The organism is Aeromonas sp. 9A, from assembly GCF_963900955.1.
Taxonomy (GTDB): Bacteria; Pseudomonadota; Gammaproteobacteria; order Enterobacterales; family Aeromonadaceae; genus Aeromonas; species Aeromonas salmonicida.
Window position 1 is genome coordinate 1,446,561 of sequence record NZ_CAWRFG010000001.1, and the last position, 20,520, is coordinate 1,467,080.

Annotated in this window: 16 protein-coding genes; 12 read left to right on the forward strand and 4 right to left on the reverse strand. The window is 56.7% G+C overall.

All coding sequences use genetic code 11. The features are described 5' to 3' along the window. The first annotated feature begins 440 nt into the window (after nt 1–440). The 3 genes from AACX78_RS07090 to ptsG all read left to right on the forward strand — a co-directional run bounded on the left by AACX78_RS07090 (nt 441) and on the right by ptsG (nt 4,684). Nucleotides 441–1,763 carry a maltoporin gene (locus AACX78_RS07090; protein ID WP_169046619.1) on the forward strand — a complete coding sequence of 441 codons (1,323 nt, stop codon included), beginning with the start codon at nt 441–443 and terminating at the stop codon, nt 1,761–1,763. 91 nt (nt 1,764–1,854) lie between these two features. Continuing rightward, entirely contained in the window at nt 1,855–2,820 is a 966-nt protein-coding gene (locus tag AACX78_RS07095; protein WP_201302805.1) for a MalM family protein, read from the forward strand. A gap of 433 nt (nt 2,821–3,253) precedes the next feature. Beyond that, nucleotides 3,254–4,684: a PTS glucose transporter subunit IIBC gene (ptsG, locus tag AACX78_RS07100; RefSeq protein WP_005312062.1), complete on the forward strand. Its 1,431-nt coding sequence runs from the start codon at nt 3,254–3,256 to the stop codon at nt 4,682–4,684. A gap of 255 nt (nt 4,685–4,939) precedes the next feature. Here the strand turns inward: ptsG and AACX78_RS07105 are convergent, their stop codons facing one another. From AACX78_RS07105 to map, 4 genes are all read right to left on the reverse strand, one after another. Continuing rightward, nucleotides 4,940–5,323 carry a DUF3461 family protein gene (locus AACX78_RS07105; RefSeq protein ID WP_005312064.1) on the reverse strand — a complete coding sequence of 128 codons (384 nt, stop codon included), beginning with the start codon at nt 5,321–5,323 and terminating at the stop codon, nt 4,940–4,942. A 128-nt stretch (nt 5,324–5,451) separates the two neighbouring features. Continuing rightward, on the reverse strand, nt 5,452–6,279 hold the full coding sequence (gene dapD / locus AACX78_RS07110) for a 2,3,4,5-tetrahydropyridine-2,6-dicarboxylate N-succinyltransferase (protein ID WP_096118003.1): 828 nt from the start codon (nt 6,277–6,279) through the stop codon (nt 5,452–5,454). 135 nt (nt 6,280–6,414) lie between these two features. After that, nucleotides 6,415–9,102, reverse strand: a complete 2,688-nt coding sequence (gene glnD / locus AACX78_RS07115) for a bifunctional uridylyltransferase/uridylyl-removing protein GlnD (protein ID WP_159165777.1) — start codon at nt 9,100–9,102, stop codon at nt 6,415–6,417. An 89-nt stretch (nt 9,103–9,191) separates the two neighbouring features. Next, on the reverse strand, nt 9,192–9,980 hold the full coding sequence (gene map, locus AACX78_RS07120) for a type I methionyl aminopeptidase (protein WP_111589309.1): 789 nt from the start codon (nt 9,978–9,980) through the stop codon (nt 9,192–9,194). A gap of 363 nt (nt 9,981–10,343) precedes the next feature. On the opposite strand from map, the gene rpsB reads away from it, so the two are divergent. The 9 genes from rpsB to bamA all read left to right on the forward strand — a co-directional run bounded on the left by rpsB (nt 10,344) and on the right by bamA (nt 20,387). After that, nucleotides 10,344–11,072 carry a 30S ribosomal protein S2 gene (gene rpsB, locus AACX78_RS07125; protein WP_005312073.1) on the forward strand — a complete coding sequence of 243 codons (729 nt, stop codon included), beginning with the start codon at nt 10,344–10,346 and terminating at the stop codon, nt 11,070–11,072. Between the two features lie 104 nt (nt 11,073–11,176). After that, a complete protein-coding gene (gene tsf / locus AACX78_RS07130; RefSeq protein ID WP_021139738.1) occupies nt 11,177–12,058 on the forward strand; it encodes a translation elongation factor Ts in 882 nt (293 codons plus the stop codon). A 71-nt stretch (nt 12,059–12,129) separates the two neighbouring features. Beyond that, entirely contained in the window at nt 12,130–12,864 is a 735-nt protein-coding gene (gene pyrH, locus AACX78_RS07135) for a UMP kinase (protein WP_005312076.1), read from the forward strand. Between the two features lie 57 nt (nt 12,865–12,921). Then, entirely contained in the window at nt 12,922–13,479 is a 558-nt protein-coding gene (gene frr, locus AACX78_RS07140; protein WP_005312078.1) for a ribosome recycling factor, read from the forward strand. Nucleotides 13,480–13,551: 72 nt separating this feature from the next. Next, entirely contained in the window at nt 13,552–14,328 is a 777-nt protein-coding gene (gene uppS, locus AACX78_RS07145) for a polyprenyl diphosphate synthase (protein ID WP_005312081.1), read from the forward strand. 26 nt (nt 14,329–14,354) lie between these two features. Further along, a complete protein-coding gene (locus AACX78_RS07150; protein WP_059112121.1) occupies nt 14,355–15,212 on the forward strand; it encodes a phosphatidate cytidylyltransferase in 858 nt (285 codons plus the stop codon). Next, nucleotides 15,212–16,405, forward strand: a complete 1,194-nt coding sequence (gene ispC, locus AACX78_RS07155; RefSeq protein WP_159165778.1) for a 1-deoxy-D-xylulose-5-phosphate reductoisomerase — start codon at nt 15,212–15,214, stop codon at nt 16,403–16,405. The genes AACX78_RS07150 and ispC overlap by 1 nt, the downstream gene beginning before the upstream one ends. Before the next feature lie 171 nt (nt 16,406–16,576). Then, nucleotides 16,577–17,929: a sigma E protease regulator RseP gene (gene rseP / locus AACX78_RS07160; RefSeq protein WP_159165779.1), complete on the forward strand. Its 1,353-nt coding sequence runs from the start codon at nt 16,577–16,579 to the stop codon at nt 17,927–17,929. 34 nt (nt 17,930–17,963) lie between these two features. After that, nucleotides 17,964–20,387 (forward strand): outer membrane protein assembly factor BamA, encoded by a 2,424-nt coding sequence (bamA, locus tag AACX78_RS07165; RefSeq protein ID WP_159165780.1) that lies wholly within the window; start codon nt 17,964–17,966, stop codon nt 20,385–20,387. Nucleotides 20,388–20,520: the final 133 nt, after the last annotated feature.

Consider the following 20,520-nt stretch of genomic DNA (forward strand, 5'->3'; position numbering starts at 1 on the left):
AGTCTATTTTCCACCATTCCGCCGATTATTTTCCTGTCACCCAATCATGTATTTGAGCTTTTATTCCAGTCCTGACCGACATGCAGGAAAATTAAAAGTTCCGCATTGAAAGCGATTTCAGTCATGTTTTTGTCATTGAATTGACATTTTTCACCTTAATGCTCGAAGCGAATTAATTGATGATAGCGTTTTCAAGATTTTTTTTGAGCGATTTTTGATGTTTTAAGGGTGATTTATTGCTAATTATTGGTCTTTAATCTTCGTTTAACCCCATTGGCAGTGGTGGTGGGCGATTTGTCGCCATTTTGTGAATCAGCTCATGTTTGTCTCGAAATTGGCTACCTATAATCCATCCCGGTTATCACCGAAACGTTTTTCTAGGTGATAAGAACTTGAATATCAGGATCACACTCCTCTCAGCGGGAATAAGGAAAATGAAAATGAAAGCAAAGTGGCTCCCGATCGCTGCAGCAGTAACCGCAGCCCTGGCTTCCCAAGCCGCCTTCGCCGTTGATTTCCACGGCTACTTCCGTTCAGGTGTAGGCGTTTCCGGTGACGGAGACATGGTTAAATACAACGTGAACAAAGTTGGCCGTCTGGGTAACGAAAATGATACCTATGGCGAAGTTCAGCTGGGTCAGGAAGTATTCAACAAGGATGGCAAGACTTTCTACGTTGACTCCATGTTTGCCATGGCTTCCAACGGTTCAAACGACTGGGAAGGTACCGGTACCGTTTGTAACTTCGATGCCAAACAGTGCAATGGCGACTCCGATTTCGCCCTGCGCCAGTTCAACGTACAGGCCAAAGGTCTGCTGGGCTTCGCGCCGGAAGCCACCCTGTGGGCCGGTAAGCGTTACTACCAACGTCACGATGTCCATATCTCTGACTTCTACTACTGGAACATCTCCGGTGCCGGTGCCGGTATCGAAGGCATCCAGGCCGGTCCTGGCAAGATCTCCTTCGCTTGGGTTCGCAACGACCGCAGCGCGGCCGATGTGTTTGGTCAGTACACCCAGACTGGTGTAGATGGCAACGGCGATCCGACTTACCAGAAGAACGAAGATCTGAACGTCAACACACTGGACCTGCGTTATGCCGGTATCCCGCTGTGGAGCGAGGCTTCTCTGGAACTGGGCGTAGACTATGCGCTGGTTAACGAGACCGAAGCTCAGAAACCGCTGAAAAACAACAATATGAAAGACGGCGTCATGCTGACTGCCGAACTGACCGCCGGCATTCTGGGTGGCTTTAACAAAACTGTGCTGCAATACGGTACTGAAGGTTATTCCAAGACCATGGCCTTCTACGGTGATGGATCCTGGTACGGTGCCGAAGCCAAAGACGGCGCTGATGGTTACCGTTTGATCAACTGGGGTGTTGTCCCCATGGGTAACTCTTGGGAGATGGGCCACCAGCTGGTCTACGGTGTAGGCAACGATATGTGGGATGGCAACGACAAGTGGGAAGCCATGTCAGCCGTTGTTCGCCCCATGTACAAGTGGGATGACTTCAACAAGACCATCTTCGAAGGCGGCTACTTCAAGGACAAGAACAAGTCCACCAACGGTACTTCTGAAGATGACTCTGGCTACAAGCTGACTCTGGCTCAAGCCTGGTCCGCCGGCTCCAGCTTCTGGGCCCGTCCTGAAATCCGTGTGTTCGCCTCCTACCTGGCCAACGACGAAGACAAGAAAGTCTTCGAAAGCGGTACCTCCAAAGACACCTATCAGGTTGGTGTTCAAGCGGAAGCTTGGTGGTAAGCACTTCTTTCAGTTAAGTTAGTCACTGCCCCCGTATGGGGGCAGTTTTGTTTCGCCGGGTAACGGCAACCGGGTTATGGAGATAAGAAGAATGAAACTGGTAAAGATGTCTATCGCAGCCGTGGTTACTGCGCTGTTGGCCGGTTGTTCCGGTAGCATGGTGGTCCCCATGCAGGATCACGCATCCATTCTGAGCAATGCCGAACAGGCCAAGCAGGCGCTTTCACAGGCGACCAGCTGCTGCAATGCTTTCAACGACTTCAACTATGTGACCTTGCCGGAAGGCGATACCCTGCTGGCCCTCGACGGCAAGCAACCCAGTTTTCAGTTTGACGAGGGGATGAGCTACTTTGCGGCTTATCGCCTGCCAGCCAACACAGGCAACCTGGCCATCAAGGTCGCATCTCAGGTCAGCAAGACGGTACTGGTGCCGCAAGTGATCATGCTGGATGCCCAGTTCAAGGTGACACGGGTGCTGGGTGAGTCAGTGTTCAGCTACCAGCCAGCCCACCTGCTGAATAACGATCGGATTGAAGGCAATATCTTTGTCGATCGCAGCATGCCGGGCAACCCGGCTGCCGAAACCTATATGATTGTCTATGCCCCGGCCAGCGAGCTGGCGGGCAGTACCACCATATTGCACCCGGCGAAAGCCTTCGCCCGTGCCAACCAAACGGTTGAGCCAGCAGTGCCGGATCCCGTGATCCCGCATTCACCATGGGGGCTGGTACAGATCGAGGTGGTCGATATGGCCAAGGGACAGGGCCTTGAGGCTGTGTTCAAACCCGAGTACGCAGACAAGGTTGCGATGAGCCAGGCCGCGTCAGCAACTGCCGCAGTGGCTGCCAGTGCGGTGACGGCAACTGCGGTTGCTGCCAAACCCGTGCCCGCCATGTTGACCGAGACCGAAGCCTTCTATCAGTCCCAGATTGAGAAAGCGGTGAAAGCCGGTGATATCGACAAGGCCATGCAACTGGTCAGTGAAGCCGAGCGTGCCGGTTCAACCAAGGCTAAATCCATTTTTATTGATGCGGTCAAACGTTCGCAAAAAGGCTGAGTATTTTCCAGCCTTTAAATTGTAATATTTATTTGAGGCCTCCCTTGTTGGAGGCCTTTTTAATCGGTAGACTAAAATAGAAAAAACAGCAAATTGTTACATTGAGTTACAATGCGTTTCCTTGTGTATTGGTTTGATTGGTTAAAATACAATGCGAAACAGCACTTTTCATATTTATGTCATACAATGACAATGCCGAAATATATTCCTGATTAATCTGTAATTCCCCCCGAAATTATCTTGTGATCTCCCCTCCAAAATTTTTATTCCCTTGTGCCTGATGGAAGAAATTTCCGATCTGCTGGGTTATATTCAGCTGGTCAAAATAAACAACCCCAATCGAATTCACCCCAATGAAAGATGATGCTGGTGATCGTCTATCAATTGGACTGAACCGTTTACGGGAAGACAATCCATTCAGGAGCATACACACATGATGAAAAATGCGTTTTCTAATCTGCAAAAGGTTGGTAAATCGCTGATGTTGCCCGTCTCCGTATTGCCAGTCGCAGGTATCCTGCTTGGTGTCGGTGCTGCAAACTTCAGCTGGTTGCCAGAAATTGTTTCCCATTTGATGGAACAGGCCGGTGGCTCGGTATTTGGCCAGATGGCTCTGTTGTTCGCGGTGGGTGTTGCCCTTGGCTTTACCAATAACGACGGTGTATCCGGTCTGTCAGCCATCGTTGGCTACGGCATCATGACCGCCACCCTGTCAGTCATGGCGCCAGTGATGGGTGTTGACAAGATCGACACGGGTGTTCTGGGCGGTATCCTCGCCGGTGGTGTCGCCGCCTGGGCGTTCAACCGTTTCTACAAGATCCAGCTGCCTGAGTACCTGGGCTTCTTCGCTGGCAAACGTGCTGTGCCCATCATCACAGGTTTCGTTTCCATCGGTCTGGGTGTGATCCTGTCCGTGATTTGGCCGCCAGTTGGCTCTGCCATCGGTGCCTTCTCTGACTGGGCTGCCAACCAGAACCCGGTACTGGCCTTCGGTATCTACGGTGTGGTTGAGCGCTCCCTGATCCCGTTCGGTCTGCACCACATCTGGAACGTGCCTTTCTTCTATCAGGCGGGTACCTGTGTCAACGGTGCCGGTGAAACTGTCCACGGTATCATGACCTGCTTCCTGACCGCTGATGACGCTTCCCGCGCTGCCGGTAACGGCTTCGGTCAGCTGGCTGGTGGTTACCTGTTCAAGATGTTCGGTCTGCCTGCTGCTGCGTTTGCCATTGCCCACGCTGCCAAGCCGGAAAACCGCGCCAAGATTGTTGGTATCATGGCCTCCGCTGCCCTGACCTCTTTCCTGACCGGTATCACCGAACCGATTGAATTCTCCTTCCTGTTCATCGCTCCGGTACTGTACGCCATCCACGCCGTACTGGCTGGTCTGGCTTATGTGCTGACCAACATGCTGGGCGTTGTACATGGCCATACCTTCTCCAACGGCTTCATCGACTTCGTGGTTCAATCACCCCGTGCCGACAACATGCTGCTGCTGGTAGGTCTGGGTCTGGTTTACGCTGGTATCTACTACGTGGTCTTCAGCTTCGTTATCCGTGCCATGAACCTGAAAACCCCGGGTCGTGAAGACGAGACTGCTGAAGAGACTGTCAGCCAAAGCAAGGACGGCATGTCTGAAGCTCTGGTGACTGCCTTCGGTGGTAAAGAGAACATTGCCTCTCTGGATGCTTGCATCACCCGCCTGCGTGTTGGCGTGAAGGATGTGGCCAAGGTTGACCAGGCTGGTCTGAAGAAACTGGGTGCTGCCGGTGTGGTAGTCTCTGGCTCCGGTGTTCAAGCCATCTTCGGTACCAAGTCCGACAACCTGAAAACCGACATGGATATCTGGATGAAGAGCAACTAATCCTGTTGCCTGGATTTCAGAGTTCCGAAAAGGGAGGCGAAAGCCTCCCTTTTTGCTGGCTGCTTTTTGATCTGGTAAAGAGCCTGGATAAGGAATATTCAGATATCTTGGCTTGCTGTATCGAAAAGTGCTTCAAGGGTGCAGTGTGCAGGCGTGAGGTGCCAACACCTGATACCTGCGTCATGAGCCAGTGGTGTGACACGTATTCAAGCCAAAAAAAGGCGCCTGATAGGCGCCCTTGTTGTTGGTGCTGGCTTACAGTTTTTCCAGATCCCGCTCTATTTCGCTGATCTTGTTCTGCACCACTTTTTCCAGATGGCGCAGGTCACGCAGTATCTTCTGTTTGATATCCGGGTCTGCCTGGATATGTACGCCCTGAGTCAGGTTGTCCAACTCATCCACCACGTACTTGAGATTGGCGTTGATCTCGGTGACATCCTTGTACTCATGAGTACCCGAGTCGACCAGCATGGTCTTGCGCTGGCGAGGGTATTTGAATTTGACACTCTTGGCGAAGAACTCGCCCTTCTGCTTCTTGAAGTAGATCTTGAGGATGTCGTGATTGGCTTCCTGGCGCAGGGTATAGCTGTCCACTGAGGTGGGTTCCTGGATCCCCAGGCTCTTCAGATTCTCGTACATCGGGCTTCCTCGGTTTGAAACGATCCTGACCAATCTATCTTAACCGAGTCGATGTGGCTTGCCTGTGACAGGGGCGCCAAAATCAAAAGGGCGCCATCAGGCGCCCTTGCTCTCAATGGTGAGAGGTATTACTCGTCGATGGAACGCAGCAGTGCATTGATGCCGACCTTTGCACGGGTCTTGGCATCCACCTTCTTGACGATGACGGCGGCGTAGAGACTGTACTTGCCACACTTGGAGGGCAGGGAGCCAGAAACGACCACTGAACCCGCCGGCACGCGGCCGTAGTGAATTTCGCCGGTTTCGCGATCATAGATGCGGGTGGACTGGCCGATGAAGACGCCCATGGAGATGACGGAACCTTCCTCGACGATAACCCCTTCAACCACTTCGGAGCGGGCACCGATGAAGCAGTTGTCTTCGATGATGGTCGGGTTGGCCTGCAAAGGCTCCAGCACGCCGCCGATGCCGACGCCGCCTGAGAGGTGCACGTTCTTGCCGATCTGGGCGCAGGAGCCCACAGTGGCCCAGGTATCGACCATGGTGCCTTCATCGACGAAGGCGCCTATGTTGACGTAGGAAGGCATCAGCACTGTATTGGGGGCGATGAAGGAGCCTTTGCGAGCCGTCGCAGGCGGCACCACACGCACACCCGCTTCCTTGAACTGCTCGGCGGTGTAGTCGGAGAACTTGAGAGGAACCTTGTCGTAGTACTGGGCATCGTCGCCCTTGATGATGCCGTTGTCATTGATGCGGAAGTAGAGCAGTACCGCCTTCTTCAACCACTGGTGTACCACCCACTCGCCGGCAATCTTCTCGGCGACACGGGCCTTGCCGGCGTCCAGCAGCTCTATGGTCTGCAGGATGGCGGACTTGGTGGCGGCATCGACGGAGCCGGGAGTGATGGAATCACGGCGCTCGAAGGCCGCTTCGATGATCTGTTGCAACTCGGTCATGACAGGTTTCCTTTAAAAAATTCGGTTTGTTGTATCACACTTTTCCAATTGTTTTTAAGGGCTCAAGCCGATTTCTTCAGGAGAATGACGATTTATTATACTCAGGTGGCCCAACCACTTGTTCTATTTGAAGAATCAGGATGAGGAAAGGCGCCTTGTGAGGCCTGTCAGCGGCTCGCCGTCAGGGGCTTCATCCGCCGATTCCTGCGGGTTGAGCTGGCTCACCAGTCGATCCTCCAGCGCCAGCTGTTCGGCCTGGTTCAGCGGCTCCCCCGCCAGTGTGGTGAGGCTGAAAAAGTCCTCCACTCGCTCGCCTATGGTGGTGATCTTGGCCGCGTGCAGGGAGAGGCCACACTGCTGGAACACGGCGCCGATACGAGCCAGCAGGCCAGGGGTATCCAGTGCCGTCAGCTCCAGCAGGGTGTGACGGGTTTCGCCCTTGTGGGGCAGAAACACCACCCGGGTCGGCACGCTGAACTGACGGTGGCGCCGCGACAGCGGCTTGTTGCGCAGCACCAGCTTGCCCGGTTCCTGCAGGGCCTTCTCCAGCGCCTTTCTGATGGTGGCTGTGCGGTTGGGGCTGATGGGCTCGCCGCTGGGCTCCAGCACCACGAAGGTATCCAGCACATAGTCGCTGCGGGAATTCATGATCTGGGCATCGTGGATGTTGAGGTTTTTCTGATCCAGTGCCGAGGCTACGGTGGCAAACAGATTCGGTGTGTCGCGGCAGTAGATAAAGACCTCGCTGCCACCCCGGGTCGGGTGCTTGCCGATGATCACCAGCGGCGCCGGATTGTCGCCGTGCTCGATGATCTTGCGGCAATGCCAGGCGATCTGCTCAGGGGTGTGGCGCAGGAAGTAGTCGGCCTTGAAGTCGCTCCACAGCTGGTTGATGGCCTCTTCCGGCACATCCCGCTGGGCCAGAATTTGCTTGGCCTGGCGCTGGTTCTCACGAATGCGCAGTCGCATGTCGGGCGGGTTTTCCAGCCCCTGACGCAGGGCTTTCTGGGTGGCGAAATAGAGTTCGCGCAGCAGGGTGCCTTTCCAGTCGTTCCAGAGGGTGTCGTTGGTGGCGCAGATATCGGCCACCGTCAGGCAATAGATAAGGTCGAGGTGCTGCTCGTCGCGCACCTTCTGGGCGAAGTTGGTGACCACGTCCGGGTCGTAGATGTCGCGGCGCTGGGCGGTGACCGACATCAGCAGATGGTGGCGCACCAGCCAGGCCACCAGTCGGCTCTCGTAGCGATCCAGGCCATGCAGCTGGCAGAACTCCAGCGCGTCCACGGCGCCTAGCTCTGAGTGGTCCCCGCGGCGCCCCTTGGCGATGTCGTGGAACAGGGCCGCTATGCTGAGCAGTTCCGGCTTGCGCAGCCGGGTAAACACCTCGTGGCAGAGCGGGTGGGTCTGGCGGCTGGCCGGATTGGGAAACTGGTGAATGTTCTTGAGCAGCCTGTGGGTGTGCTCATCGACCGTATAGGCGTGGAACATGTCGAACTGCATCTGGCCGACGATGAGGTTCCACTGGGGCAGGTAGGCCGCCAGTATGCCGTACTTGTGCATCAAGGTGAGGGGCTGGCCGATGCCGTTGGGGTGGCGCAGCAGCGCCATGAAGAGGCGGCGGCAATCGGGCAAATCCTGCAGCCAGCAATTGAGTTTGCGCCTCGCCTCGCGCAGCTGGCGCAAGGTGGCGGAGTGAATGCCGGCAATCTCGGGATGCTGGGCTATCTGGTAGAAGAGCCGCAGTATGGCCGCGGGCTCACGGCCAAACAGCTCTGAGTCCACCGCATCGATGAGGCGGCCACGCAGCTGGAACTCGTCGCAGAGACGACGCACGTCCATGGCGGTGTTGCCGAGGATCGCCTCGTCAAACAGCTGCAGCAGCATCTCGTTGAGCTCGGAGACTCGCCGCACTGTTTGGTAGAAGCGCTTCATCATCTGCTCGACCGGGCTGTTGCCTTCCCCCTCGAACCCCAGCATCTGGGCCACGGTACGCTGGCGGTCGAACAGCAGCCGGTTGTCACCCTTGTTGATCGCCATGTGCAGGGCGAAGCGCACCTTCCACAGGAAGTTCTGACAATCGAGCAGTTCACGGTACTCCGCCCGGTTGAGAAAGCCGTGGCTGGTCATCTCGAACAATGTGGTGGCGCCGAAGTGGCGGCGGGCGACCCAGGCCAGGGTCTGAATGTCTCTCAGTCCGCCAGGGTTGCTCTTGAGGTCGGGCTCCAGCTTGTAGGCAGTGCCAAGAAATTGCTGGTGGCGCAGGGCCTGCTCTTCGCGCTTGGCCTGAAAGAACTGTTCGCTCGGCCAGAAGCGCTCGGGACGCGTGGCCAGGGTGAGCTGCTCGAAACCGGCTTTGCGGCCTGTGATGAAACGAGCCTCTATGAGGTTGGTGGCGACCGTGATGTCGGCGCGGCCTTGCTCGATGCACTCGGCCACGTTGCGTACCGCCTGACCCACCTCCAGCTTGAGATCCCACAGCAGGGTAATGAATTCACCGATGCGCAGTCCCAGTACCTCGTCCAGCTCCTCCCCTTCATAGAGGATGAGCAGGTCTATGTCGGAGTGGGGATGCAACTCTCCACGGCCATAGCCGCCGACGGCTATCAGGCTGAGATCTGTCTTGTCGAAGCCAAATTTTTGCCACAGTCGGGTCAGCAGCGCATCCATGTATTCGGAACGGGTCGCAACCAGCTCTATGATGTTGTCGCCGGCATCGAAACGGGCGTGCAACCAGCCGAGAAAGCGGCCCAGATACTCTTTGCAGTTCTCGCGGGTGAGCTGATCGTCGGGTAACAGATGGGGGGAAAGCAGGCTGGCATCCATGGCATCTCACGCTCTTGTCGCACGCATACACAGCGGCTGATAAAAACAAACCCCGGTGCCTTCTCGCTTCGGCGCCGGGGTTTTTGATGTTAACCGTGTTTGATATAGCGGTCGATAGTGTCATCGGGGCGCAGGGTAAGCACCTCGCAGCCATCGTCGGTCACCAGCAGTGTGTGTTCCCACTGGGCGGAATCGCCGCCATCCTTGGTGGTCACTGTCCAGCCATCTTTCGGGTTGATGCGGCAGTGATACTTCTTGCTGTTGACCATGGGCTCTATGGTGAAGCACATGCCCGCTTTGAGCTCCAGCTTGCCGCCATTGCGGTAGTGCAGGATTTGCGGCTCCTCGTGGAATTCGCTGCCGATGCCGTGGCCACAGTAGTCACGCACCACGGAGAAACCGGCCTTCTCGACGATGGGCTGGATCAGGGCGCCTATCTCTGTGATGCACATGCCGGGGCGCACCTGCTTGATGGCAGCGTAGAGGCTCTCCTGGGCGACCTTGCACAGCTGGCGACGCAGCGGTGTGGTCTCACCCACGATGAACATGGCGGAGGTATCGCCGTGGTAGCCATCCTTGATGACTGTGATGTCCAGGTTGATGATGTCCCCTTCGCGCAATTTCTTGTGGTTGGGGATGCCATGGCAAATCACGTCGTTCACCGAGGTGCAGATGGACTTGGGGAAGCCGTGGTAGTTGAGCGGAGCCGGAATAGCCTGCTGTACGTCGACAATATAGTCGTGGCACAGGGTGTTCAGCTCATCTGTGGTGACGCCTGCCTTGACGTGGGGGGCTATCATGATCAGCACATCGGCGGCCAGCTGGCCGGCAACGCGCATCTTTTCAATCTCTTCCGGTGTCTTGATTTTAATGGACATGGGATCTCTCTTGGGGCCTGACTGCGCATCCTGTCGATGCCCAACAATCAGGTAATGAAAAATAGATGCGTTTGCAATCAGGCCAAAATTTTATCCCCAACCCCCGTTTACTTCCAGTGTGATTGTCATCACAACGTCAAATCCTCTGGTCAGCATTGCGCGCAGGGATCCATTTTTAGCACTGTGGTCGGTGGTGTCCTGAGCAAAGGTATGGTATAAAGCGCGCCGGAATGGGGAACTTGCGTCCACCATTTCATCACCCTTAATCAATAACACACACACATCGACACCTGTACCGGGGTGCCCCTTTGGGGTCGGTTACATGGGATGTGTGGAGGCCTAACCCCAATACAGAGGTATATAATGGCTAAAGTTTCTATGCGCGACATGCTGCAAGCCGGCGTTCACTTCGGTCACCAGACTCGTTACTGGAACCCGAAAATGAAGTCCTACATCTTCGGTGCCCGCAGCAAGGTTCACATCATCAACTTGGAAAAAACCGTTCCGATGTTTGACGATGCCATGAACTTCATCAGCTCCGTAGCTGCCAAGAAAGGCAAGGTACTGTTCGTAGGTACCAAGCGTGCCGCGTCTGAAGCCGTAAAAGATGCCGCCGGTCGTTGTGACCAGTTCTATGTCAACCACCGCTGGTTGGGTGGCATGCTGACCAACTGGAAAACCGTTCGTCAGTCCATCAAGCGTCTGAAAGATCTGGAAACCCAGAGCCAGGACGGTACCTTCGAAAAGCTGACCAAGAAAGAGGCGCTGATGCGTACTCGCGAAATGGACAAGCTCGAGAAGAGCCTGGGTGGTATCAAGAACATGGGCGGCCTGCCTGACGTGCTGTTCGTTGTCGATGCCGACCATGAGCACATTGCTATCAAAGAAGCCAACAACCTGGGTATCCCGGTAGTTTCCATCGTTGATACCAACTCCAACCCGGACGGCGTTGATTACGTCATCCCGGGTAACGACGATGCTATCCGTGCCGTACAGCTGTACCTGAATGCTGCTGCTGACACCGTACTGGAAGCTCGCGCTCAGGACATCGTTGTTCAAGCTGAACAAGATGGCTTCGTTGAAGCTGAGTAATTGATAAGGACTGTAAAGCCCTTATTAACCAAGCTGATGTAATTGGTTAGCAGGGGCCCTTGTGGCCCCTGTTTCTTGTCAATTCAAGACCGAGGATACTGGACATGGCTAACGTTACTGCCGCCCTGGTAAAAGAACTGCGCGAGCGCACTGCCGCTGGCATGATGGATTGCAAAAAAGCGCTGGAAGAAGCCGCTGGTGATATCGAGCTGGCAATCGAGAACATGCGTAAATCCGGTCAGGCCAAGGCCGCCAAGAAAGCAGGCCGTATCGCTGCTGAAGGCGTGATCTTTGCTCGTACCGAAGGCAACGTTGCCGTCATGATCGAGCTGAACAGCGAAACCGACTTCGTCGCCAAAGATGCCAGCTTCATGGCAATGGGCCAGAAGATCGCCGATATCGCTGCGACCCAGAAAATTGCTGACGTTGACGCACTGAAAGCGGCTGACTTCGGTAACGGTGAGTCCGTCGAACTGACCATCACCAACCTGATCGCCAAGATCGGTGAGAACATGAACCTGCGTCGCGTGATGCTGGTTGAAGGTGACAACCTGGGCACCTACGTTCACGGTTCCCGCATTGGTGTTATCACCAAGCTGACCGGTGGTACTGCCGAGCTGGCCAAAGATTTGGCCATGCACGTTGCTGCCAACAGCCCGCAGTTCGTCAAGCCTGAAGACGTGTCTGCTGAAGTCGTTGCCAAAGAGCGCGAAATTCAGATCGACATCGCCATCAACTCCGGCAAGCCGAAAGAGATCGCCGAGAAGATGGTTGAAGGCCGCATGAAGAAGTTCACCGGTGAGGTTTCCCTGACTGGTCAGCCGTTCGTGAAGGATCCTTCCATGACCGTTGCCGAGCTGCTGAAGAAAGAAGGCGCTGACGTTGTCTCCTTCACCCGTTTCGAAGTGGGCGAAGGCATCGAGAAGCAAGAGACCGATTTCGCTGCTGAAGTAGCAGCCCAAATCGCGGCCGCTCAGAAGGCCTAATCGAACCGGTTTTTCCGTTTCCCCAGACCGCGACTTATGTCGCGGTCTTTATATGACCAGGAATCAGTGACATGAGTACCAATCCCAAGCCTGCATACAGACGTGTTCTTCTGAAGTTGAGTGGTGAAGCCCTGCAAGGATCCGAGGGTTTTGGCATTGATCCAGCTGTGCTGGAGCGGATGGCCCAAGAGATCAAGGAACTGGTTGAGTTGGGTGTTCAGGTCGGTCTGGTCATCGGTGGCGGCAACTTGTTCCGTGGTGCCGGTCTTGCCAAAGCGGGCATGAACCGCGTGGTGGGCGACCACATGGGTATGTTGGCTACCGTGATGAACGGTCTGGCCATGCGTGATGCCCTGCATCGTGCTTATGTGAATGCCCGTCTGATGTCTGCCATCTCCCTGCAGGGTGTTTGCGATTCCTATAGCTGGGCCGAGGCCATCAGCCAGCTGCGCGCCGGCAAAGTGGTGATTTTCTCTGCCGGTACCGGCAACCCCTTCTTTACCACCGATTCTGCAGCCTGCCTGCGTGGCATCGAGATCGAAGCCGATGTTGTGCTCAAGGCGACCAAGGTCGATGGCGTATTCAACGAGGATCCGGTTAAGAATCCGGACGCCGTGCTGTATCATGAGCTCAGCTACAACGAAGTGCTTGAAAAAGAGCTCAAGGTGATGGATCTTGCAGCCTTTACTCTGGCCCGTGACCACGATCTGCCGATCCGCGTGTTCAACATGAACAAACCGGGTGCATTGCGTCGGGTTATCATGGGTGAGCCGGAAGGCACGCTGATCCACCACATCGGCAAATAAGATAAATATGATAGACACGAGCCGCGTGATGGCTCGTTCGCCAAAAGGAAAACCACTGTGATCAACGAGATTAAAAACGACGCCAAGGACCGTATGGCCAAGAGCGTAGAGTCGCTCAAGACCCAGATGTCCAAGATCCGTACCGGCCGTGCTCACCCGAGCCTGCTCGACGGTATCCAGGTTGAGTATTACGGTGCTGCCACTCCTCTGAAACAGTTGGCCAACGTGGTGGCAGAAGATGCCCGCACCCTGTCCATCTCCATTTTTGACCGTTCCATGATCCAGGCGGTAGAAAAGGCCATCCTGACCTCCGATCTGGGCCTGAATCCGTCCAGCAACGGTCAGACCCTGCGTGTGCCCCTGCCGCCTCTGACCGAAGAGCGTCGCCGCGATCTGACCAAGATCGTCCGTGCTGAAGCGGAAGGTGCCCGTGTGGCCGTGCGCAACATCCGTCGTGATGCCAACGCCGATCTGAAAGCACTGCTCAAAGACAAAGAAATCTCCGAAGACGATGACCGTCGTGCCCAGGAAGAGATCCAGAAACTCACCGATTCCTTCATCAAGCTGGTGGATGACGCCCTGGCCGCGAAGGAAAAGGAGCTAATGGAAATCTAAGCCTCTGACAGGTATATTACGAGCGCCGTGTAGTGCCCCTGCACGGCGCTTTTGTCTTTGTGGGAGAAATGAATGTCGCTTTTGGCAGCGTTAGGTGATTGTGCCAATTCGTCCTTGCCTCGTCATGTGGCCATCATCATGGATGGCAACGGGCGCTGGGCTCAGAACCGTGGCAAGATGCGGGTCTATGGCCATAAGGCGGGCGTGAAGTCTGTTCGTGAGGCGGTGACGTTTGCCGCGCGCGCCAAGATAGAGGCGTTGACCCTGTTTGCGTTCTCCAGCGAGAACTGGCGGCGTCCGGAAGGGGAGGTCAGTGCCCTGATGGAACTCTTCATGACAGTGCTGGGCCGCGAGGTCAAGCAACTGCACAGCAACGGGATCCGGCTCAAGGTGATCGGCGATACCGCCCGTTTCAGCGAGCGCTTGCAGGCCAGGATCGCCAAGGCCGAGGCTTTGACTGCAGACAACAAGGGGCTGACCCTCAACATTGCTGCCAATTACGGTGGTCAGTGGGATATCGCCCAGGCGGCCCGCAAGCTGGCCCGAGCCGTGGCGGCAGGCGAGCTGGATGCCGATGCCATCGATGAGTCCCTGCTGGCCGAGCAGGTCTGCATGGCGGATTTACCACCTGTGGATCTGCTGATCCGGACCGGCGGCGATCATCGCATCAGCAATTTTGTGTTATGGCAGCTCGCCTATGCCGAGCTCTATTTTACCCCGGTATTGTGGCCCGATTTCAACGAGGCCGAGTTCAGTGAGGCCGTTGCCTCTTTCGTTGCCCGCGAGCGTCGCTTCGGGTGTACGGGTGAACAGATACGGGAATTGATCGCCGAGCATCAGACCGGCTAAATCCCCTCCCAAGAGAGAGGTTTCTTTTGCTAAAACAACGAATTATTACCGCATTACTGCTTGTTCCCCTGGTATTGGGAGCGCTATTTTTCCTGCCGTTGAAATTCTTTGCCCTGTTGGCAGCTCTGGTGTTTCTGTTGGCCAGCCGCGAGTGGAGTGGCTTCGTCTCTGCCCAGCCGCAGCAATGGTTGCCGCTGGTGTTCTGTCTGTTGCTCGGTGCCAGCCTGTTCTGGCTGCCGGTCGATCAGCTCTGGACCCCCCATCTGCATCCGCTGGTGATGGGCGTGCTCTGGACCGCCGTCAGCTGGTGGCTGCTGGGGCTGCTGCTGGTATTGCGCTATCCCCGGAGCGCCAGGCTGTGGAAAGAGTCCATCTGGCTCAAATCCCTGTTTGGTCTGGTGACCCTGGTGCCCTTCTTCTGGTCCCTGGTGGCCATTCGTGGTTACAACTTCTATCACGACCCCATGATGGGGGCCTGGATCCTGTTGTTCGTCATGGGGCTGGTCTGGGCGGCAGATTCTGGCGCGTATTTTTTCGGCAAGGCCTTTGGCAAACACAAGCTGGCGCCGGCCGTCAGCCCGGGTAAAACCATCGAAGGCATGTGCGGTGGTCTCTTTACCGCCAGCCTGCTGGCGGTCGGTGTGACCTGGTTCATGGGCTTTGTACCCGCCAAGATGGCGATAGTGCTGTTCTGCTCCTTGCTGGCCGTGCTGGCTTCCGTGCTCGGCGATCTCACCGAGAGCATGTTCAAGCGGGAGGCAGGCATCAAGGATTCTGGCACTCTATTGCCCGGTCATGGTGGTATCCTCGACCGGATCGACAGCCTGACCGCGGCCCTGCCAGTCTTCCTGCTCAGTTATCTGTTACTCAGTCAGGAGTTCTGATGCATAACCTGGTGATCCTGGGGGCTTCCGGCTCCATCGGGCAGAGCACCCTCAAGGTGCTGCGCCGCAATCCCGGGCGTTGGCAAGTACTGGCGCTCACCGCCGCTCGCAGCGTGGATGCCATGGTGCGGGACTGTCTCGAGTTTTCCCCCCGTTTCGCCGTCATGGTGGATGAGGCCGCCGCGACCGCACTGGCGGGCCAGCTCAAGACCCACGGTAGCGCGACGCGGGTACTGTCCGGTCAGGCTGCCCTGTGCGAGGTGGCTGCCCATCCCGATGCACACAGCGTGATGGCGGCCATCGTCGGTGCGGCGGGTCTGGCACCGACCATGGCCGCAGTGCGCGCCGGCAAGCGGATCCTGCTGGCCAACAAGGAGGCGCTGGTGATGTCCGGGGCCTTCTTCATGGAGGCGGTGCGCGAGCATGGCGCCGAGCTGCTGCCCATCGACAGCGAACACAATGCGATTTTTCAGTGCCTGCCCGAAGCCATTCAGCGCCAGCCCGGCTACTGCGATCTGGCGGGGGCGGGCATCAGCAGGATACTGCTGACCGGCTCAGGCGGTCCGTTTCGATATACCGACATCCATGCGCTGGCACAGGTCACGCCGGCCCAGGCCATCGCCCACCCGAACTGGTCCATGGGGGCCAAGATCTCGGTCGACTCCGCCACCATGATCAACAAGGGGCTGGAGTACATAGAGGCGCGCTGGTTGTTCAACGCCGCGCCCGAGCAGATCCTGGTGGTGATCCATCCCCAGTCAGTGATCCACTCCATGGTGCAGTATAAGGACGGCTCAGTGATGGCCCAACTTGGCAATCCGGACATGTGTACCCCCATAGCGCACGCCCTGGCTTATCCGGCTCGAGTTGAGTCCGGAGTGGAACCTTTGGATTTCTTCAGTGTCGGAGAGTTCAGCTTTATCCGGCCCGATTATGAGCGTTATCCCTGCCTGGCACTTGCCATGAGTGCCTGTCAGCAAGGGCAGGCGGCGACCACTGCGCTCAATGCCGCCAATGAAGAGGCCGTTGCGGCTTTCCTTGCAGAGCGGATCGGTTTTATGGATATTGCCAGAGTCAATGAGGCCACCATGCTGGCGCTGGGGAGTTCCCCTGTGGGTTCACTGGATGATTTGATTGCGCTGGATGGTGCGGCCCGTGCCCGTGCTCACAATTTGATTGAGGAGCTTAGCTAATGAGTGGTATTTCGTGGCATTGTGCTGCCTTTATCGTTGCCTTTGGGTACCGGACCATGCATGAAATCGAGGTAACTGGCTGATGAGTGCTGTGCTGTGGAATGACAAACCTGCCTTTGTTACTGCCTCCTTCGATGATTCGAATGGGTGTGATTTCGAGGTGATCGGCTGATGGGCGGCGTGCTGTGGAACATTGGTGCTTTTATCATCGCCCTCGGATTGCTGGTTGCGGTGCATGAATTTGGCCATTTCTGGGTGGCCCGCCGTTGCGGCGTCAAGGTCGAGCGCTTCTCCATCGGTTTTGGCAAGGCTATTTGGCGCCGGACGGGCAAGGATGGCACCGAGTATGTGCTGGCACTGATCCCGCTCGGCGGTTACGTCAAGATGCTGGATGGTCGGGTCGACGAGCTCAAACCCGGCGATGAGCAATTTGCTTTCAATCACAAGAGTGTCTGGACGCGGATGGCCATAGTGGCAGCGGGTCCCATGGCGAACTTCGTGTTTGCCCTGTTTGCCCTCTGGCTGATGTTCATGATCGGCGTCCCTGCCGTCAAACCCGTGGTGGGGGAGGTGCGTCCCGCCTCCATAGTGGCGGTGGCAGGGATCGAACCCGGCATGGAGATCGTCGGTGTCGGCGACAAGGCGACCGGTGACTGGGAGAGCGTGACCTATGCCCTCATCAGCCACCTGGGCGATGAGGCCGTCCAGCTCAAGCTGAAGGCGCCAGGCGCCAGCTACGCCGTCGACAAGACGCTGATGCTGGATAGCTGGACCTTCGATCCGGACAAAGAGTCCCCCGTCGGCAGCCTGGGGATAGTGCCCCTCGGCGGCAAGGTACTGCCTGTGGTCGAGGCCATAGTGCCTGCGAGCGCCAGTGAAAAAGCCGGCCTGCAGGTGGGCGATCGCATCAAGCGGGTGGGCGAGCAGGAGGTCACCGAGTGGACCCAGTTCGTGCACCAGGTCCAGCAGTCCCCCGAGCAGCCATTGCAGGTCGTGGTGGAGCGGGCAGGCAGTGAACTGACCCTGACCCTGACTCCGGATGTGAAAAAAGTGCGTGGCCAGCTGGTCGGTTTTGTCGGCTTGTCACCGCAATTGGTTCCATTACCGGATGAGTATCGAATTCTGTTACAGTATGGGCCTTTGCAGGCCCTGTGGCAGGGAGCCCAGAAGACCTGGAGCCTGACCACGCTGACCTTTGACATGATTGGCAAGCTGATTGGTGGCATCGTCTCCCTGGATAACCTGAGCGGTCCCATCTCCATTGCCAAGGGGGCAGGCAGCAGTGCCGATTACGGTCTGGTCTATTTCCTCGGCTTTCTGGCGCTGATCAGCGTCAACCTGGGGATCATCAACCTGTTTCCCCTGCCGGTGCTGGACGGTGGCCATCTGGTCTACTTCCTCATCGAGGCAGTCACCGGCAAGCCGGTATCAGACAAAATTCAGGAAGTGGGTTTCAGGATCGGCGCCGCCATTCTGATGTTACTGATGGGCATTGCGCTATTTAATGATTTCGCTCGCCTCTGAGGCCAGAGCATCAACAAGGACACACAAGAACAAAATGGCTGTTAAAAAAGCATTGGTGTTGAGTTGCCTGCTGGGTGCCAGTTTCCTGGCCCAGGCGGCCCCTGCCTCTTTTGTGGTGCAAGATATCCAGGTCGACGGCTTGCAGCGTGTAACGCTGGGGGCCGCCCTGTTGAACCTGCCGATCCGGGTTGGCGACACCGTCGATTCCGTGACCCTGGCCAACGCCATCAAAAAGCTCTACTCCTCCGGTAACTTCGAGGATGTGAAGGTTTACCGTGACGGCCAGGTGTTGCAAGTGGCGGTCAAGGAGCGGCCGACCATCTCCAGCATCGAGTTTTCAGGCAACAAGGATATCAAGGAAGAGCAGCTGACCCAGAGCCTGGAGTCCTCCGGCATCCGGGTGGGTGATCCGCTGGATCGTACCGTGCTGAGCTCCCTCGAAAAGGGTCTGGAAGATTTCTACTACGGCGTGGGCAAATACTCCGCCAAGGTCAAGGCCATCGTCACCCCGCTGCCGCGCAACCGGGTCGACCTCAAGTTCACCTTCGTGGAAGGGGAAGCGGCCAAGATCCAGCAGATCAACATAGTTGGCAACAACGTCTTCCCGGAAGAGCGACTGCTGGCCCAACTCTCCCTCAAGGACGATGTGCCCTGGTGGAACTTCACCGGTGACCAGCGTTACCAGAAACAGAAACTGGCCGGCGACATCGAAACCCTGCGCTCCTACTACATGGACCGCGGCTATATCCGCTTCGCCCAAGAGTCGACCCAGGTTTCCATGACCCCTGACAAGAAGGGTGTCTACGTGACCCTGAACGTCAAGGAAGGGGATCAGTACAAGGTCTCCGGCGTCCAGCTCAAGGGCGATTTGATCGACCGTGGTGGCGAAATGAAGGGCCTGATCCCCATAGAGGCAGGCAGCACCTACTCCGCCAGTCAGGTAACTCACACCGAAGAGGTGCTCTCCAAGTTCCTCGGTCGTTACGGCTATGCCTACCCGAAAGTGGTCACCTTCCCCCAGGTCAACGACGAAACCAAGGAAGTGGAGCTGATCGTCAACATAGAGCCGGGTCCCCGTGTCTATGTGCGCAACATCAACTTCAGCGGCAACGTCACCACCCAGGACGAAGTGCTGCGCCGCGAAATGCGTCAGATGGAAGGCACCTGGCTCTCCTCCGACAGCGTCGAGCAGTCCAAGACCCGTCTCAACCGTCTCGGCTTCTTTGAAACCGCGGAAGTGGACACCAAGCGGGTACCGGGCAGCGATGACCAGGTCGATCTCGACTTCAAGGTCAAGGAGCAGCCAGCTGGCTCCATCAACGCCGGTGTGGGTTATGGTACCGAATCGGGCCTGAGCCTGCAGGCAGGCCTGCAGCAGGACAACTTCATGGGTACCGGCAAGAAGATCGGTATCTCCGCCAGTACCAACAAGTACTCCAAGAGCGTCGACCTCAGCTACAACGATCCCTACTTCACCGTGGACGGTGTCAGCCTGGGCGGCCGCCTCTACTACAACCAGTTCAGTGCGGCCGATGCCAACATAGTCGACTATGAGAACACCACGATTGGCTTCCGCCTCTCCAGTGGTTTCCCGGTCAACGAGAACAACCGCCTCGACTTCAGCCTGGGGATCGAGAACAACAAACTGTCCCAGCCCAACCCCTATCTGCAGGTGGACGAGTTCTGGAAGGTGTACAGCAAGAACAAGGATGGCGACAACCGCATGGTGTTCAACACCGTTGACGTCACCGCCGGCTGGACCCGTTCAACCCTCAACAAGGGGATGTTCCCAACCGCGGGTGACCGTCAGCGTGTGAACGCCAAGGTGACAGTGCCCGGCATGGATCTGCAGTACTTCAAGCTGAACGCCGAAGATGCACACTACTTCCCGTTCGATGCGGACCACAAGTGGGTGCTGATGGCCAAGGCTCGCGCCTCTTACGGCAACGGTTATGGCAGCAACGGCAGCTATGATCACGTCCTGCCGTTCTTCGAGAACTACTTCGCCGGTGGTTTTGACACACTGCGTGGCTTCAAGAGCAATACGGTAGGTCCGAAGGCGCTCTACTACTACAACCTGAGCGGTAACGACGTCATTCAGGGTACCGACAGCTCGGTGGGCGGCAACGCCCTGGCAGTGGCCTCCCTCGAGATGATAGTACCGACGCCGTTTGCGTCCGAAACCTATCAGCCTCAGCTGCGTACCAGCTTCTTCATCGATGCTGGTTCAGTGTGGGATACCACCTTCGACTATGCCCAGTATCAAAACCGCTGTTTCAGTGGTTGCAACTATCTGACCGACTATTCGGACCCGACCAACTACCGTGCCTCGGCCGGTCTGTCGCTGCAATGGCTCTCCCCCATGGGACCCCTGGTGTTCGCGATTGCCCGTCCGCTCAAGGAGTACGAAGGGGACAGGACAGAGTTCTTCTCGTTCAATATCGGCCGTACCTTCTAAGGACGGACGCGCCCCCACCCAGCCGGTGGGGGTATTTAATGATGGGACGCGCAGCTTGCGTGCCTCACCAGGTAACAAGTCGGTCCGGGTACCACTTGCATAATCAGGTAAATCAGGTTGCCCTCACATGAGG

What these genes read in the sequence shown, in the direction of transcription:
- glnD (WP_159165777.1), bottom strand. Translation starts at nt 9,102, where the DNA reads ATGGATGCCAGCCTGCTTTCCCCCCATCTGTTACCCGACGATCAGCTC.
- map (WP_111589309.1), bottom strand. Translation starts at nt 9,980, where the DNA reads ATGTCCATTAAAATCAAGACACCGGAAGAGATTGAAAAGATGCGCGTT.
- AACX78_RS07090 (WP_169046619.1), top strand. Translation starts at nt 441, where the DNA reads ATGAAAGCAAAGTGGCTCCCGATCGCTGCAGCAGTAACCGCAGCCCTG.
- pyrH (WP_005312076.1), top strand. Translation starts at nt 12,130, where the DNA reads ATGAGTACCAATCCCAAGCCTGCATACAGACGTGTTCTTCTGAAGTTG.
- AACX78_RS07095 (WP_201302805.1), top strand. Translation starts at nt 1,855, where the DNA reads ATGAAACTGGTAAAGATGTCTATCGCAGCCGTGGTTACTGCGCTGTTG.
- ispC (WP_159165778.1), top strand. Translation starts at nt 15,212, where the DNA reads ATGCATAACCTGGTGATCCTGGGGGCTTCCGGCTCCATCGGGCAGAGC.
- AACX78_RS07105 (WP_005312064.1), bottom strand. Translation starts at nt 5,323, where the DNA reads ATGTACGAGAATCTGAAGAGCCTGGGGATCCAGGAACCCACCTCAGTG.
- bamA (WP_159165780.1), top strand. Translation starts at nt 17,964, where the DNA reads ATGGCTGTTAAAAAAGCATTGGTGTTGAGTTGCCTGCTGGGTGCCAGT.
- ptsG (WP_005312062.1), top strand. Translation starts at nt 3,254, where the DNA reads ATGATGAAAAATGCGTTTTCTAATCTGCAAAAGGTTGGTAAATCGCTG.
- tsf (WP_021139738.1), top strand. Translation starts at nt 11,177, where the DNA reads ATGGCTAACGTTACTGCCGCCCTGGTAAAAGAACTGCGCGAGCGCACT.
- dapD (WP_096118003.1), bottom strand. Translation starts at nt 6,279, where the DNA reads ATGACCGAGTTGCAACAGATCATCGAAGCGGCCTTCGAGCGCCGTGAT.
- uppS (WP_005312081.1), top strand. Translation starts at nt 13,552, where the DNA reads ATGTCGCTTTTGGCAGCGTTAGGTGATTGTGCCAATTCGTCCTTGCCT.
- rseP (WP_159165779.1), top strand. Translation starts at nt 16,577, where the DNA reads ATGGGCGGCGTGCTGTGGAACATTGGTGCTTTTATCATCGCCCTCGGA.
- rpsB (WP_005312073.1), top strand. Translation starts at nt 10,344, where the DNA reads ATGGCTAAAGTTTCTATGCGCGACATGCTGCAAGCCGGCGTTCACTTC.